The organism is Metabacillus sp. cB07 (genome assembly GCF_016839225.1).
Taxonomy (GTDB): Bacteria; Bacillota; Bacilli; order Bacillales; family Bacillaceae; genus Bacillus_P; species Bacillus_P indicus.
In genome coordinates this window covers 3,815,960-3,832,784 of record NZ_CP069296.1, presented here as the reverse complement: position 1 = coordinate 3,832,784, position 16,825 = coordinate 3,815,960, and the positions used below count along the sequence as shown (strand labels likewise).

At 42.7% G+C, this 16,825-nt stretch carries 13 protein-coding genes; 12 read left to right on the top strand and 1 reads right to left on the bottom strand.

The genetic code is table 11. The annotated features are described in order from the left end of the window. The first annotated feature begins 300 nt into the window (after positions 1 to 300). The 9 genes from JOJ89_RS19530 (at position 301) to JOJ89_RS19490 (ending at position 10,289) form a co-directional block, all read left to right on the top strand. Positions 301 to 1,872 carry an FAD-dependent oxidoreductase gene (locus JOJ89_RS19530; protein WP_203289095.1) on the top strand — a complete coding sequence of 524 codons (1,572 nt, stop codon included), beginning with the start codon at positions 301 to 303 and terminating at the stop codon, positions 1,870 to 1,872. A gap of 22 nt (positions 1,873 to 1,894) precedes the next feature. Further along, complete coding sequence (locus tag JOJ89_RS19525; RefSeq protein ID WP_242524638.1) at positions 1,895 to 2,749, top strand: MurR/RpiR family transcriptional regulator; 855 nt, start codon at positions 1,895 to 1,897, stop codon at positions 2,747 to 2,749. Between the two features lie 91 nt (positions 2,750 to 2,840). Next, a complete protein-coding gene (locus JOJ89_RS19520) occupies positions 2,841 to 3,761 on the top strand; it encodes an ROK family protein (protein ID WP_203289094.1) in 921 nt (306 codons plus the stop codon). Further along, on the top strand, positions 3,754 to 4,926 hold the full coding sequence (gene nagA, locus JOJ89_RS19515; protein WP_203289093.1) for an N-acetylglucosamine-6-phosphate deacetylase: 1,173 nt from the start codon (positions 3,754 to 3,756) through the stop codon (positions 4,924 to 4,926). The genes JOJ89_RS19520 and nagA overlap by 8 nt, the downstream gene beginning before the upstream one ends. Beyond that, positions 4,923 to 6,593 (top strand): protein O-GlcNAcase, encoded by a 1,671-nt coding sequence (locus tag JOJ89_RS19510; protein ID WP_203289092.1) that lies wholly within the window; start codon positions 4,923 to 4,925, stop codon positions 6,591 to 6,593. Before nagA ends, JOJ89_RS19510 begins: the two co-directional genes overlap by 4 nt. Positions 6,594 to 6,597: 4 nt before the next feature. Further along, the gene (locus JOJ89_RS19505) at positions 6,598 to 8,133 is read left to right on the top strand and encodes a DUF4127 family protein (protein ID WP_203289091.1); all 1,536 of its coding nucleotides are present in this window, start codon (positions 6,598 to 6,600) and stop codon (positions 8,131 to 8,133) included. Positions 8,134 to 8,261: 128 nt separating this feature from the next. Next, positions 8,262 to 8,954, top strand: coding sequence for an N-acetylmannosamine-6-phosphate 2-epimerase (locus tag JOJ89_RS19500; protein ID WP_203289090.1), 693 nt, complete (start codon positions 8,262 to 8,264; stop codon positions 8,952 to 8,954). Between the two features lie 17 nt (positions 8,955 to 8,971). Further along, positions 8,972 to 9,886 carry an ROK family protein gene (locus tag JOJ89_RS19495; protein ID WP_203289089.1) on the top strand — a complete coding sequence of 305 codons (915 nt, stop codon included), beginning with the start codon at positions 8,972 to 8,974 and terminating at the stop codon, positions 9,884 to 9,886. A 136-nt stretch (positions 9,887 to 10,022) separates the two neighbouring features. Further along, entirely contained in the window at positions 10,023 to 10,289 is a 267-nt protein-coding gene (locus tag JOJ89_RS19490) for an excalibur calcium-binding domain-containing protein (protein ID WP_203289088.1), read from the top strand. 223 nt (positions 10,290 to 10,512) lie between these two features. On the opposite strand, the gene JOJ89_RS19485 is transcribed toward JOJ89_RS19490, so the two are convergent. Beyond that, entirely contained in the window at positions 10,513 to 14,571 is a 4,059-nt protein-coding gene (locus tag JOJ89_RS19485; RefSeq protein ID WP_203289087.1) for an Ig-like domain-containing protein, read from the bottom strand. A 200-nt stretch (positions 14,572 to 14,771) separates the two neighbouring features. Here JOJ89_RS19485 and JOJ89_RS19480 point away from each other — a divergent pair, with 200 nt between their 5' ends. The 3 genes from JOJ89_RS19480 to JOJ89_RS19470 all read left to right on the top strand — a co-directional run bounded on the left by JOJ89_RS19480 (position 14,772) and on the right by JOJ89_RS19470 (position 16,790). Then, positions 14,772 to 15,224, top strand: a complete 453-nt coding sequence (locus JOJ89_RS19480; protein WP_203289086.1) for a hypothetical protein — start codon at positions 14,772 to 14,774, stop codon at positions 15,222 to 15,224. 113 nt (positions 15,225 to 15,337) lie between these two features. Continuing rightward, on the top strand, positions 15,338 to 15,898 hold the full coding sequence (locus JOJ89_RS19475; protein WP_203289085.1) for a competence protein ComK: 561 nt from the start codon (positions 15,338 to 15,340) through the stop codon (positions 15,896 to 15,898). A gap of 100 nt (positions 15,899 to 15,998) precedes the next feature. Next, a complete protein-coding gene (locus JOJ89_RS19470) occupies positions 15,999 to 16,790 on the top strand; it encodes a metallophosphoesterase (protein ID WP_203289084.1) in 792 nt (263 codons plus the stop codon). Positions 16,791 to 16,825: the final 35 nt, after the last annotated feature.

The window sequence follows — 16,825 nt, the reverse complement described above, 5'->3', positions numbered from 1 at the left end:
ATCCCCCTTGTTTTTAAAACGGAATTCGCTCTCTATCAACTAAGAAACTAGTTCGAGTTCTCCCCCCTCCTTTTAACCGCTTACATTTTTCCTGTTGTCATTAAAGTACATATAAATAAGCACCCCTGTTTACATAGCCGTGTTGTTAGAATTGACTATAGCACATTGTTTTCTGAAAAAAAAGATTATTTTTTCAGAAATAAAATTTATTTTGAAAAAAATCTACAAAATTCAAAATACTCTGTTATAATCGTTTTAAAATAAGCGCTTTCATAATGTGCCGAGAGGAGAATGCATGGGATGATAAGGGATCTATCCTTTGAAATAGCTGTCATAGGGGGAAGTCTGGGCGGATGTTTAGCTGCTTATTCGGCAGCGAAATCCGGAAAGAAAGTCGTGCTGACGGAGGAATCAGATTGGATTGGGGGACAGCTGACAAGCCAGGCTGTTCCCCCGGATGAACATAGATGGATTGAACAATTCGGCTGCACCAAAACGTACCGGAAATTCCGCAATGATGTACGCGGTTATTATCGTTCCAATTATCCGCTTACCAGTGATGCCATGAAAAATGACAGACTTGATATAGGCAACTCGTCGGTCAGCAGAATCGCTCATGAACCGAAAGTCTCTCTGCAGCTTCTTACAACTCTTCTCGCTCCTTATGTAAGTAATGGATCGCTGACTGTTATGACTTGTTTTAAAGCAGTTAGGGCTGAAGTATCAGAAGACGAAATTCAATCTGTTGAACTTCAGCATACAGGAACAAAGCAACAGGTAAAGATTAAAGCTGAATACTTCTTAGACGGCACAGATGTAGGGGAATTGCTTCCTTTGACAGGTACGGAATATGTGACAGGTGCGGAAGCAAAAGAAGAAACAGGAGAACCAAGTGCACTTGATAGAACGGAACCACTGGATATGCAGCCTGTTACACATGTAGCAGCAATAGATTACATAGAAGGTGAAGATCATACGATTGAAAAGCCCGCATCTTACGAGTTTTGGAAGGGATTTATCCCGTCATATTCGCCTCACAGCATTTTGAGCTGGTACGGACCGGATTCATCTACAGGTAAAGAAAAGAAATTCGGCATGTTTGATAAAGATGATGACGGGCTCTTTGCTCTTTGGTCTTACAGAAGGATTATTGATCCTTCTAACTTTGAAAAAGGTTTTTTTAAAGGAGACCTGACGTTACTTAACTGGCCGCAAAATGATTATTTTTTAGGGCCGATATATGAGGTGACGGATGAGGAAGCTGAAAGACATAAAAAAGGTGCAAAGGAGCTGACCTTATCATTCCTGTACTGGCTTCAGACAGAAGCACCGCGTCCGGACGGGGGGGAGGGATACCCCGGAATACGTCTGAGACCAGACGTCACTGGGACAGAGGATGGCCTTGCAAAAGCTCCATATATTCGGGAATCACGGAGAATAAAGTCTCAATTCAGAGTGGATGAAACACATATTAGCGCAAACTGCCGGGACGGGGCACCGAAATTCTTTGATACCGTTGGAGTAGGCTGCTATCATATTGACCTTCATATTACCACTGTGACGAACACGTTCTATTATGACAATAGTTATCCGTTTGAAATCCCATTGGGAGCCTTTATTCCTGTAAGAATGAAAAATTTGATACCTGCATGTAAAAACATCGGCACGACTCACTTAACAAATGGGTGTTTCCGACTTCATCCTGTGGAATGGAATATTGGAGAAGTAGCCGGCTATCTTGCCGCTATGTCACTTGATACTGGAAAACGTCCAGCAGAAATCCGCAATGAGCCCGAGCTTCTTCAAACGTTTCAGAACCATCTTATCCAGCAGGGAATTGAAATTCATTGGCCGCATATCACAAGTATTTGATCTAAAGAGAGAAGGGATGTAAATGACTCAATCGGTTCTGTCCAACCATTTGAAAATTAAGACGATGATTAACAGCTACTCTGACTCTTTCACTAAAGCAGAATTGAAGGTAGCGAATGTGGTTAATGAACGAACGGAGGAGATTCTTTATTTTTCTGTAACAGAACTTGCGGAGGCTGCCTCTGTAGCAGATGCCACTGTCTTGAGGTTTTGCCGGAAAATAAGATTTAAAGGCTATCAGGATTTTAAGCTTGCGCTTGCCCAGGATCTTTCCGCGCAGAAGCAGTTTAGCGCAGAAGAAGCTGGGCCGGATGACTATATCAGCCATTTTTTTCAAAATATCCACTACACCATTGAAGAGTGTAAAAATCTGATTACTAAGGAAGTACTCGATGAAGCTATTTCAATTATTTCTCAAGCGAAGTCCTTGTATTTCTTCGGTGTCGGAACTTCAGGTATAACAGCGCTCGATGCGAAAAGCAGGCTCATGCGCATTGGAAAGCGGGCAGATGCGATTTCAGATCCGCATTTCCAGTCAATGCTTGCTGCAACACTTACTGAAAAGGATGTAGTAATAGGGCTGAGTGTGTCTGGAAGTACAAAAGATATTATTGACTCGCTCACGTATGCCAAAAATAATGGTGCGAAAATTATAGCTATAACGAATTATGCCAAATCACCAATTACAAAAATAGCTGATCTAGTTCTTCTTACATCAGGAAAAGAGCTCCCCTTAGAAGGCGGTTCGATATTCGCGAAGATGTCACAGCTTTTTATCATTGACCTGATCTGTATCGGTCTTGGGATTCAAGACGAAGAAAATACGAAAAGAATGAAGGAAAAAACGGCAAAAGCTGTTATTAATAAAATTTTGTAGAACAGATTGAGTTTTTGGTCAGCGACTCAGAAAAGCTGCTGCTGAAGATGTAACCCTTAGACTTAGATGCTGGCCTGAAGGAGGGCGGATTTTGACAGCAACACTGGCAATTGATTTGGGTGGTTCAAAGATTGCGTATGGCCTTTTCGTAAACGGCAATTTTATAGAAAAGTCTGAGCAGCCCTTTCGTTTTTTTGGTGATGAAAAAGGATTGCTGACAGCAATTGAAACGCAGGTTCAAAAATGGAGAAGCTATGGGATAACTGAGATTGGTATAGGTTCACCAGGAAGAATCGATGATGGAACAATCTATTCTGCAGTCAATCTTGGATATGACTTGCTGCCCATTCAACAAAAGCTTGAAGAAGCGGTACAGCTTCCGGTATACACCGAAAATGATGCGACCGCTGCCCTGCTTGGAGAGCTTGTGTTTGGAAGTCTCAAAGGTTCTTCCAATGCCATTTTTTTAACCATAGGAACAGGTATAGGAGGGGGCCTTGTTATAGACGGGAAAGTCTATAGAGGCGCTGCCAATAAAGCCGGGGAATTTGGTCATTACACCTATATGAGAAATGGCATCCAGTGCAGCTGCGGGAAAAAAGGGTGCTGGGAGATGTATGCGTCCTCAAAAGCGCTAATTCAGATGGCGATTGAATCTGCTTCAAAAGATGGGATGCTGGCAGAATTTACGGATGGGGCCATAGAGTCTTTGAACGGAAAAATGTTTTTTAAGGCAGTATCGTCAGGTGACAGGGAAGCAATTATTATACTGGAACAGTTTACAACCTATCTTGCTGATGGGATTGTCGATTTACTGGACATTTTGGACGTTGAAACGGTTGCTGTAGGCGGAGGGATTTCAAGAACTGGAATAATCGATTTTGTCCGGAGCAAGGTTCAATCTTTTCACCCATCCTGCAATGTGCAGCCGGCGAGCCTTGGAAATGCTGCTGGATTATATGGCGCAGCTGTTTTAAATACATATTCAAGCAGGAGGGCAGAGCATGATTAAATTTACAAATGCACGGCTCGTAAAAGACGGCAAAGTATTTTCAACGGATATTTTCGTGAGAGATGGTTTTTTTGAACATATAGGGGAATCTCATATTGAGTGTGATGAAGTAATAGATCTGAAAAACATGCTTGCGGTACCAGGGTTCTTGGATTGCCATACCCATGGTTTTCTGGGATATCACTCAGAAGGAACATCTGAAGAGCTTAGGGAGATGGCACTGAAATATGCAGAGCGGGGAACAACTGGCTTTTATGCCACTATAGGTCCGAGAACTAACGAAGAGTACATTGCACAGTTCAAAAAGTATAGAGATGCCTTTTCTTCAGATTGCGGAGGAGCTGAGTTTCTCGGACTGCATCTTGAGGGTCCTTTTTTGAATCCTGCTAAAAAAGGGGCAATGAATGAGGCTGATATTCGGGGAGTAGAAATGGACTCCCTGAAAGAATTGGTAGAAGAGGGAAAGGATCTCATTAAAATCATGACCGTTGCTCCGGAGATTCCTAATGCTCTTCCGGCAATCAATTATCTTGTACAAAAGGGTATCAGAGTCTCAATGGGCCACACGAATGCAACTCAGGCTGAAGCGGCACTCGGGATTGAATATGGCGCTTCGCAGGTTACTCATTGCTTCAATGCCATGAGAGCTTTTAATCACCGGGAACCTGGCATCCTTGGCGAAGTAATGATAAATGATGACGTCTATTGCGAGTTGATTATGGATGGGGCACATGTTTCGAGAGAGGCGATGGAACTTTTAATAAGGTCTAAAGGAAGTAAACGGGTTATTGCCATCTCTGATGGGGGTTCAACTTGCGGACTTCAAATAGATAATGGACCTTTATCAAATGGATATTTCGTAGAAAACGGAGCCGTTGTTGATGAAGAAGGGACACTTTCAGGAAGCATTCGCGACTTGGCAAATCACTTTGAGTACGCTGTAAACGTGCTGAGTTTAACAGTGGAAGATGCGATTAGACTAACATCTGCAAACTGCGCAGACCATATGGCGGTTAAGGCGGGAAAAATAGAAAGAGGATACCCTGCAAATTTCAATTGCCTTTCTGCCGATAGCAGGCTTATTAAGACATATTTGTATGGACGTGAAGTACCAATAGACCGAAAGAATTCAGCAACAGTACTAGCGGGAGGGGTTAGTCTTTGAAGGAAGAGACGAATATGAATCTCGAGAAAGTTTTTTACAGGCACAGGGACATATTTCTAAGCGGAAAAGAAACCTTTTTTGGGGGAGAGAAAATACCTGTGCAATTTATTTCCCGGTTTAGTCTTGAGCAACAATTTCCTGAATTTGCACTGGAGTGGTTTGATCTTAGCCGAAGTGAAGGCAGCATCCTGTTGAAATGGAACTTTGATGATGATATTCCTGAGGACGGCTACAGAGTAACTATATCCGACCAGGAAATTCAAATAGCATCCAGCAGCAAACGAGGTTTTACCTTTGCTTTAAGGGAGATAGGGAACTTAACTAAACCCTGTAGAAACGGCATTGTGCTTCCCCACTTGTCAATTGAGGATTATCCAGGTTTTTCTATTAGGGGGATTATTGAAGGATTTTACGGAGAACCTTGGAGTTTTGAGGAGAGGAAAGATATGATTTCCTTTCTTTCTACGTGCAGGATGAACACTTATTTTTATGCCCCGAAGGACGATTTGTATCATAGAGAAAACTGGAGAATTCCGTATCCTGATGACATCTTTCAAAACATTCTCAGCTTAAAGACAGTGTGCGACAAGAATTTAATTGATTTTTATTACTGTATTAGTCCCGGAAAAGACTTTGATTACTTAAGTGAAGAAGACTATGACATGCTCTTTTCTAAATTGGATGCAATGATAGAGATAGGAATCTCTCACTTTGGCATTCTCCTGGACGATATTGATTATACATTAGCGTCTGACCATGAAGCTAAATTCAGGCGCACGGGTTTAGCCCACGCTCATCTTCTGAATCGCATCGACGACTATCTGCGCAAAAAACTTCACCATTACTTCTTAACAGCGTGTCCTACAGAATACTGGTCCTATTGGGATACGGCATATAAAAAAGACTTGAAACAGACCGTTCATGAAAACATAGCTCTGTTCTGGACGGGATACAATACCATTGCTGAAAGCATTCCAGCTCAGCATGCCAAAAGAAATGCTGAGTATTTGGGCCATGACCTTATCCTGTGGGATAACTACCCATGCAATGACGTAAACCTGAATCGGCTGTTTTTGGGGCCGAACGTCAACAGGTCGAGTTTACTTCCCCAACACCGCCACATAGGCGTGGCAGCAAATCCAATGAATCAAATGGAAGCTTCAAAGGTACCGCTCATGACTTTTTCAGATTATATGTGGAATCCGCAGCGTTATCAGCCGGAACTTTCATGGGAATTTGCGCTTGAAAGGTATTGTGGAAATGATGAATCGTTAAAAACATTCTATAAATTGAACAAATCTTTACGATTTTATGAGTTTCAAAATAATGAACTTACAGAAGCTATTACTAATAAAGATATAGACTATTTAAATTGTTATTTTTCAAAAATCAGGGAAATGGCTTTAGATCTGCTGAAAAGAGATACAAAGCTAGCAGCAGAAATTAGACCATGGCTCCTAAGGGCACAGCAGGACGTTATTTTATGGGAACTTATTCTGGAAGGCGAGAAATCTAAGCTAGAAAGTAATAACCAGCGTATTTCTATTCAACTGGCAGCTTGCGACCATCATGCGGCGGCTCAATTAGGTGAAAGTACGGCTGTAAAAACAGCAGAAGCCTGGGGCTATAAGAAAGCAGAGAGAGCATACGCACAAAGAGGAGGATGAAAAAATGAAAAAAATTGTATTAGTCCCGCTTGATGAAAGGCCGTGCAATCACGTGTTTCCTGAACAGCTTGCTGCCATTTCCGATTTTACCCTGGTGAAAGCCCCTATCCATTTGCTTGGAAATAAGAAAGTGCCAGCAAAAGTTGAAGAACTGTGGGAATGGCTGTATCAGGAGATTCAGGATGCTGATTGTGTTGTTCTTTCCATTGATATGCTGCTGTATGGAGGGATCGTTCCTTCCAGACTTCACACTATGAATGAAACTGAATGCAGAAATATTTTGAATAAGATTTCCAAATTAAAAGAGTTAAATCCATCCCTGACTGTTTACACGTTTCATTTAATTATGAGATGCCCGAGCTATTCCAGCAGTGATGAGGAGCCGGATTATTATGAAGATTGGGGAAGAGATATTTTTCGATATGGATTTATTAAACATAAGCAAACTCTTAATCTTGCTGACGATTCAGAGTTGAAAGAACTGACTGAGATTAAGCAAAGGCTGCCAAAGGAATACTTGAATGACTATTTAGACAGAAGAAAAAAGAACACACAAGTGAATCAAGCTGCTGTTGAATTGGTCGCGCAGGGAGCTATTGATTTTCATATAATCCCTCAGGATGATGCCGCACCATACGGTTTAACCGCGCAGGATCAGCAGCTTGTGCGATCTTATGTACAAGAAAAAGAGGTTATGCTCAAGGTCTATATGTATCCTGGAGCGGACGAAGTGGGCAATGTCTTAATCACCCGCTTTATTAACAAAGAAAATGAATATGTCCCAAAGGTCTATCCGAGATATTCAAGTGTTCATGGCCCCAATGTCATTCCGAGATATGAAGACCGGCCATTTGGAGAAACGCTGAAATATCAAATTATGGCCGCAGGAGGCATACTTGTTGATTCAGAACCGGAAGCAAACATCGTTCTTTTAATAAACAGTCCTGGTGAAGATATGATGGAAGCGTCTCAGCAAAATGACCAAATACGCGGATATGAAGTGTTTAGGAACATTACAGAACTTGCAGAGTATGGGGAATATGTTACCAAATCTCTAAAGAAACATTGTGCTGTTGCAGATGTTGCATTCGCTAATGGAGGAGATCTGCAGTTCATCAAGTTGTTGAAGCAAAAAGAAATCTTGTTCGAACTCTCCGGGTATGCAGGATGGAATACGAGTTCAAATACGTTGGGTACGGTCATCCCTCATTCTATGCTTACTTCATTCTACGGGAGAAATGAAACTCATCTGGATTTTTTATCATTACGATTTGTGGAAGATGCAGGCTATTGCGGCCAGATTCGGAGAAAAGTATGCGACCAGCACCTTCCTGAAATGGGTCACACTTATATGAAGGTAGATGGGCAAACCGGAGAGGTGGCTGTTCTTGTAAAGCGGGAACTCGAAGCATTTATTCAAAAGGAACTTGAATATGACAATCACAGAGTCTTAATTGATTTCTGTTATATGCCTTGGAGCCGGATGTTTGAAGTCGGTTTGAGTGTGTCTTATTCAAAATCGGTGGCAGTTAGCAAGTAAACCTTTTTATGTCTGTAAAAAATGGAATGAAAATGACGCGGGAGAAGGCTTTAAATCACCAGGACATTCAACTGATCCCTGAACCATTAAAGAACACCATTAGAATGTTAAGAAAGCGGGGATAAGCGATGGGAGATTTCTTTGACAAAGTCAAAGGCGGTTTGATTGTTTCATGTCAGGCACTTGAGGACGAGCCGCTTTACGGATCAGATGTAATGGCAAAAATGGCTGCCGCAGCAGAGCAAGGCGGAGCTTCCGGGATAAGAGCAAACGGAGCAGAAGACATAAGGGCGATAAAAGCCCTGACCTCTTTGCCCGTAATCGGTTTAATTAAACGCAATTATCTGGATAGCGAGGTATACATTACCCCGACAAAGGCTGAAATCGATGAACTAATCTCTGCTGATGCGGACATTATTGCCCTTGATGCAACAAACAGACTGCGTCCCAAAGGGGAAACATTAGAAGAGCTTGTCAAATATATAAAAGCCAAAGGACAAAAAATGATGGCGGATGTCTCGACACTTGAAGAAGGAGTTTATGCAGAAGAACTAGGGTTTGATTGTATATCCACTACGCTTTCAGGCTATACCTCTTACTCTCCCCAATCAGATTCACCCGATTTTGAACTTCTCAAAAACCTATTAGAAAAAGTCACGATACCTGTAATTGCAGAGGGAAGGATAGGAACTCCTGATCAGGCAAAAGAAGCCTTATCCATGCGTTCATTTGCTGTAGTAGTAGGCTCGGCCATCACAAGACCTCAATTAATTACTCGGCAATTTGCAGACAAACTAAAAGAAACGACGATCATTAAATAAAGAAAGAGGGAGTCAATTTGTTCATAGCTGGGATTGACATAGGTGGTACATCAATAAAAGCAATGATCGTAGATGAGCAAAAAAACGAGCACTTCTCCTTCAGCTTGCCTACAGCAGCACAGGATGGAAAGAATGCCATCTTAAAGAACCTCTTTCTCTGTATTGAAACCTGTTTAAAAAAGTATTCTATCCAGGGGATTGGCATAGGTACTGCAGGAAGAGTCAATGTCAGAACCGGTGAAATCGTTTATGCAACTGACAATTTACCAGGCTGGGAAGGAACCAAGCTTAAAGAGTTAGTGGAGGGCAAGTTTGGCCTTCCAGCTGCAATTGAAAATGATGCTAATGCAGCCCTTATTGGAGAGATGTGGACAGGAGCAGCACAAAATTTCCAGGATACTGTCATGCTGACACTTGGCACTGGTGTTGGCGGAGCTCAGGCTGTATGCGGGAGGATTCATCATGGGACCGGATGGAGTGGAGGAGAATGGGGACATTCCATTTTGTATCCTGGTGGAAAGCCCTGTAATTGCGGTCTTAGAGGGTGTATTGAACAATATCTTTCTGGAAGAGCACTGCTCAACAGAGCAAATACAGAATCAATAGCAATCTTCCGTAATGGCTCAGAAGTATTTGAAGAATTTGAGAAGGGAAATCCAGAAATTATAAAGGTAGTGGGGGGATATTTGGATGATCTGGTCACTTTACTCACCACACTTCGCAATGGAATGGATCCTGAAGTCATCTTAATCGGCGGAGGGGTAATTGACTCCAAAAAAATGTGGTGGCCCCTTCTCGAATCAAAGCTTGCAGCTTTACCGTTCCGCCTAAACATTAAATCAGCGGAACTTGGAAACAATGCAGGGTGTGTGGGGGCAGGTAAAATGATGCTGGATATATTGAGGGGACAGGCTGTGAGTAAGATGCTTTAATTCGTTATAGTTATTTACAGGGTGCACTCAGATTTTTACTTCGAAACCTATTTTCCTCTAAAATTAAATTTTGTATTGTATAAATACAATGTATCCCTTAATATAAGCAAAAAGACATGAGAGGAAATAACTACATATGAAGCGATTTTTAGCTGTAACTCTATCTATGGGTCTGGCATTAGGCGTTTCCGCTGCACCGGATTCAGCAGAAGCAAAAACAAAAGCAAAAACATACAAAAATTGCACAGAGCTTAACAAAGACTACAAAGGCGGAGTAGCCCAATCTGCAAGCGTAAAAAATAAAGGCGGCAAGACAAAGTATAAGCCGCATGTTTCAAAAGATTTATATGAAGCCAACAAAAAGAGTGACCGCGATAAAGATTTGATTGCTTGTGAAAAATAATAGAGTGAAGAAAAGATGCGCCGGGGATGGTGCATCTTTTTTTTGGTGGGAATAGATGGGGTTGTGAGTTGGAAAGAAAAGAACCATCAAGCGCTGAGGAAAAGCAGTTGATGGCACTAAAGCCTTTATGTACACGCAACCGTCATTCAAAAATCCAGCTGCTCCTATTCCAACCAAAAAGGGTGTCCCAGAAGCAACTCCCCGGGACACCCTTTTCGTACTCTTATCGCAATACCGTTACTTCTTTCTTGCTGCCTTTATTGCCTGCAGCATCAATGGCATGAACGCTTAGAACAGTGCCTTTTTTCTGGATGCTGATCTTCACTCTGTATACTCCTGTTCGGTGGGTAACTTTTTGTTTTCCGAGCAGTGTTTGATCTTTGTAGACATAGACTGTTGCACCCTGCTCTGACTTGCCTGAAACAAATTTGGATCTGCTTGATAGTTTTTTGACAGTTGGCGCTGATGGCGCGGTTTTGTCGACTACTTTTATTTTCGTGAGCGGGCTTCTTTTGCCTTGTTCACTTACAGAATAAATGAACAGAGGTTTTCCTGCTTCTGGTTTTGCTGAGAGAGTGACAGTAAATTGACCAGTGCTGTCGGCTTTTGATTTTCCAATGACCGAAGCACGGATGGTCTGGATGAAAACAGTGGCATTCGGGCTTGTTTTTCCTTTAATGATTGTACTGTTGTCTGATACTGGCTCGAGAACTGGTTTGGCAGGCACTGTGTTTTTAATGACCTGGATTAAGGTCGAAGCACTTTGGTTGCCTGCTGCGTCTTTAGCTGAGATGGATAACGTCGTGCCGGATGTCTGTCCGGATTTGATGTCCACTTTGAAGGTTCCTGTGGCATCTGTTTTAGCTTCACCGAGCAGAATGTCGTTCTTTGTCACAGTGATGACGGTGTTTGCTTCTGCTTTTCCGGTGACCGTTGTTTGATTTTCTTCAACTGGATCTACAGCAGGTCTGGCTGGAGCTGTTTTGTCCAGAACTGTTATAGTTAAAGGTTCACTTTGATTGCCTGATGCATCTTTTGCGAAAACAGTAAGGAGGGTTCCCGCAGTTTGCAGAGATTTAAGATCAAGTGTGAAATCTCCGTTAGCTGCCGCTTTTCCTTCTGCGAGTGCTGAGGTTCCTTTTTTGATGAGAACGGATGATCCTGCTTCTGTTTTTCCAGTCACAATAGTCTGATTGTCTCCAACCGGGTTAACGGCTGGTTTTGCAGGTGCTGTCTTATCTGTGACCGTTACTGTACTTGTGGCGCTTTGATTCCCTGCAGCATCTTTGGCAGAGACTGTGAGAATGGTTCCTGCAGGCTGCTTGGCTTGAATAGCGACGGAATAATCTCCGTTAGCTGCCGCTTTCCCTTCCCCTAGAGCAACAGTATCTTTTTTGACTGTGACAGTGGAACCTGCTTCTGCTTTTCCTGTAACGGCCGTCTGATTGTCTCCAACCGGGTTAACAGATGGCTTAGCTGGTGCTGTTTTATCTGAAACGGTTATCGTGCTTGCAGAACTTTGATTCCCTGCTGCATCTTTCGCATAAACAGAAAGGGTTGTGCCTGCAGCCTGCTTTGTCTGGATGGTCACGGAGAAATTGCCGTTAGCTGCCGCTTTTCCATCTCCAAGTGCCGCTGCTCCATTTTTTACAGTGATTGTGGCCCCGGCCTCTGTTTTCCCGGTAACAACCGTCTGATTGTCTCCAACCGGGTTGACAGTTGGCTTAGCAGGAGCTGTTTTGTCTGCGACCGTTACTGAAGCGGCAGGGCTTTGGTTGCCTGCAGCATCTTTTACATAGACAGAAAGAACTGTGCCTGCAGTCTGTTTGTTTTGAATATTGACGCTGAAGTCCCCATTGGCTGCTGCTTTGTTTTCGCCAAGCACAGCTGTCCCTTTTTTGACTGTAACCGTTGCACCGCCTTCTGTTTTACCAGTAACGGCTGTTTGGTGATCGCCGACTGGCTGAACAGATGGCGTTTGTGGAGCGGTTTTATCCAGTACTTTAATGGATGCTTCTTCACTGCGGTTTCCTGCAGCATCTTCTGCATAGATGGCGAGCATTGTGCCGGCAGACTGTTTGGCAATTGTCACGCTGAATGTGCCTGAGCCTGAAGCTGAAGCATTGCCAATCACTGTTTCACCTTTTCTTATATAAACCTTGGAGCCTGCTTCCGCTTTTCCGGTAACAGCTGTTTGATTGTCAGCGACTGGCTGCACGTCAGGCTTGGCAGGCGCAGTCCAGTCCTGAACGGTTACAGAGGTCTCGGCACTTTTGTTTCCGGCATTGTCCTCTGCATAGACTTTCAGTTCTGTACCGGCTTTCTGTACCTGAATGCCGACAGTAAAGTCTCCGTTAGTGTCTGCCGGGCTGGATCCCAGCGTTTCGGATCCTTTTTTAACATATACCATGGCATTTGGTTCAGTCGATCCTGTCACGGCATTGTCGTGATCTGATACAAGGTTGACTGCAGGTGCAGATGGAGCGGCAGTATCCGCCGGACCGACGAATGTATAAGTGACATCGGCTCCTTTATCTGCAGGAACAGCAGTTGAATCTGATTTTTTTACAACAGCTCCGCCGCCTCTTAAATATGTGTAGGAGCCTGTGTATAAACGTTCAGAAAGAGCGTTAAAAGCAGACTCTCCTTTAAAGCCGTATGGTCCTGTTTTGCTTTTTAAAAGAAGGGCAGCACGGAAATTTGTCATAAATGTTCCGAAACTCAGGCTCGGATCCATATATTTTTGAATAGTTTGTTCAACCGCAAGATAGTCATTGTTTGGATTTTTTAATACTTCTTTAAAAATTTCATTCCCCTGATTTGCCTGGACTCTGAGGTATTGACCGAACAAGTAGGAAAGCGAATAGTTTGAGAGAGTATCTCCGGAATAATCCCAATATAGAAGGGAATGTCCATTTTTAATGGAATTTGAAGCATTGTAGTAATTGATTCGGCTGGTTAGTGCTTCGCCTGTATAGATCTGTTCGGCTGCCATTGATAACGCCTCGTTCAGCCATGTATCCATATTGGAATAGTTTCCTTCAATAAATACATTTTGATTGAAGTTGACCATGTGCTGAAATTCATGTGCAAGCGTTGAATAGGATGCTTCAACCAATTTTTCTGATCCTGATCCCATTAGAGGGTACGAATCAATATAAAAGATTTCAGACTGGTTAGACCCTGACATGTTATAAAGATCTCTTGCATAGAAGTACCCGGCAATATAGCCTCCGCTTCCGGAGAATCCGTCTTGAATATCAAAAACTAGAATATTAATTTTTCCATCATTGTCAACATCCGATTCCTCGGCAAAATGATTCACTACAGTTGGATGGATGCTGCTGTCGAACTCTTTAGAAAGCTTTTCTGCATCTTCGGCGGTAATTTGATGATCATTTACCCAGATGTTTGTTTTTGAACCGCTGTGCATAAGGGTTGCATTGAGCTGATAAGTTCCGTTCGTTCTGAAATCTGATACCCAGAAATTTTTCTGGGCTCCTGTCTGATAGTCAGGCAATTGCTCGGCCTGTTTTTTTGAAAAGAGCTTGTTTTTATGCGCCTCAGGGTTAAACGGAAGATCTGCATCCATTTGATACACTTCAGGCTTCAGCTTTTTGTCGAACGTATAGTTTTCATTGTTTACCTGAAAGGTTCCTGAAGGCTGTGTATCTTCGGCATTGTAAGATTCATTGCTTATGATGGCATATTGGCCAGACTGAGGCTCCTCGGTAAAATCAGGATTTACAGCTTTAAATTTCAATGTATCTGAGTAGTATGTATCAGATTGTGAGGCGGATGTTCCTGCCCGCACATAAATATAAGGCTCGCCTTCATAAAGGTATTTTGGCAGCTCAAGGCTTAAGGTGGCATTGTTGTACCACGAGGTTGAATAGGTTGTTTGAGTCAAGTAGGTTAACGTTCCGTTATCGTCCCTGAAAAACTCAAGTGTAAGCAAGCCCTCTTTAGTAGATGATCCGGCTAGATATGTAAGAGACAGCTTCATCATCTCATCTGAATAGTCCGTCAGAGAACCGAATGTAAGATAATGATAGGCATTTAAGCTGTCAATCAGGGTGCCGATGTATTGATTTTCTCCAACAAGGGGGTAATCATCAGGCTGGTAAAAGGCATCTTTTTCAGCAGAAATCTCCTGTTTTGGCTTTTGATCAGCCGTTAAGTTCGATGTTACCTCTTTGCCGGTTTTCGTTTCTTCGGCAAAGCCGGTCAGAGAACCGGAAATAAGGCAAGTAATCATTAACAATAATATGATTTTTCTCATGGTTTCTTCTCCTCGATAATAGGTGTTTTGATATAGTTATAAAATACTAGTTCGACTTCAGTAGTTTACTATATATTTCCTCTGGATGGCCGAAGTTATAGGACAAAAGTTTTCGACAATTGTCGAAAAATGGGGAAACGTTCTTTTTGATCGCATTCCTTCATAAACTTGTCTTAGCATCCACAGGAGGTAAGTCCCCAATGCGAAGACGAAGGCAATGGCCGGTCATTCCCCTGCTGCTTGTATGTGCGGCAGTGTTGTTGATCTACGGTGTGTTTCATTTGTTTTCTCCTTCATCACCGAAGGAGGCTGTGCAGAAGTTTTACATGATGGAACAGAGCGGCAACTTCGGAGATTCCTGGGAGCTGTTTCATCCTCTGATGAAGGACCGGTTCACGAAAAATGCTTATGTAACGGAGCGTTCTCATATTTATATGAGCCATTACGGAGTGTCGACGTTTACGTTTGAGATTGAGAAGCAGAAGAAAGTCAGGAGATGGAGAATGGCGAAGGGAGCCCCGGTATTTAATGAGGCGCGCCTTGTCCAGGTCAGGCAGACGTTTAAAAGCAAGTTTGGCACGTTTGATGTCAGGCAGAATGTGTATGCGGTGAAGGAAAAAGGAGATTGGAAGATTGTGTGGGAATTTGAATGAGGCCTCTAATTGAGGTCTTTTTGTTTTCAATTGTAAAGAATTGTTCCATTATAGTAAATTTTTAATAGTAAATATTACCTATTTATGCGTAATTTTGTATGATGAACAGGAGGGTGGAAAAATTTCATAAAAACAAAAAAGAGGTGGAGAGAGTGCTTGCTGAAGAAAGCTATACAGTTTGGAGAGAAACGATGGTATTAAAGCCGATTTATTCTGAGAGAGGAGAACGCTGGACGATTGTTCATGAGCTGTACAAAAAAAGAATGATCAAATTGTCTCCAAGAGCGATTATGGAGCGCAGCTGTGTTCATGCAGGTGCGTCTTATCAGGGAATGGTGGATGCCGCAAAATTGATACTGCCGGGGAAGAAAATGCTGCCGATCTGCCTGTCGCCGGGCTACAGGATCTGCATGCTGCCGACGCTGTCGCCAGACCATGAGGACTGCATGTGGATTTCCTACCGGTATGCAAAAAAGCCGTTTCTGAAAGGCAGCAAAACAATGGTTGAATTTCAAAACAGAGAGCAAATCGAAATTCATGGCAGTGTGGAAAGCTTTCAGCTGAAATCAGGACATGCCCAGCAGCTTGTCCTGAATTATCTCGACAGACAGGAGGAAATGTGGGAGCTGCCTGTGTATGTGGCAGAATCTTATGAAGGATACGACGTATATTAACAAGCCGCAGCCGGGTTCCTGATGGAACTTGGCTGTTTTTTAATACTAATTCCCGGTAACCTTTAGTAAACTGTAGGAAATAGAAAAAATGGGGGATCGTATGGCGGAATTCATTTGGTTCCTTGCTGGATGTACAGGGGTGTTTTTCTTATTGTTCATTGTGCCGACAAAATGGCTGAAGATTGAAAGAGTAGACGTGCCCCTTGGGATTGATAAAAAAATTCTTCATTTGTCGGACATTCATATTGAAAGAAACCGGATTCCTTCTAGTAAAATCAGGGACGTTTTAAAGCGTGAAAAACCAGATTATGTTTTTATCACCGGTGATTTTACGGCTCGGGAAAGATACATACCGCACCTCGAGGCCTACCTCACAGCCATTAAAGAGCATGGTATTCCTGTTTATGCGGTTTTTGGCAACCATGACTACCGGACATTTCATTTGAGTCTTCTTCTGCGCGAGTGGCTTGAGGAAAAAGGTGTGCATGTGCTGATTAATGAGTCCGTTGAGCTGGATGACTTTTCATTAATAGGCCTCGATTTTTACAGGGAAGACGAGTATGGGGTGGAAAAAGCTTTTTCACATGTATCGTCAAAGAAACCGAGCATAGTTTTGTGCCACGACCCAAACGACCTTTCAGAAGTTGATAAACCATTTGATTTGATGCTGTCCGGGCACCTTCATGGAAAGCAATTTAACATTCCGCTGTTTTTCAAGTTCATCTCGAAAGGAGAGCTTGCAAAGCGCGGGATCTATAAAGGATTTCATGAAGTGGAGGGGCGCTATTTGTACATTTCAAAGGGAATCGGCCAGGCGCACTGGAATCTGCGGTTCGGGGTGCGGAGTGAACTTACGCTTGTTCATTTAAGGAAAACAGGGAAGCATGTATAAACTTCAAAAAGTTGTCCATAATTAGAGTAATTCTT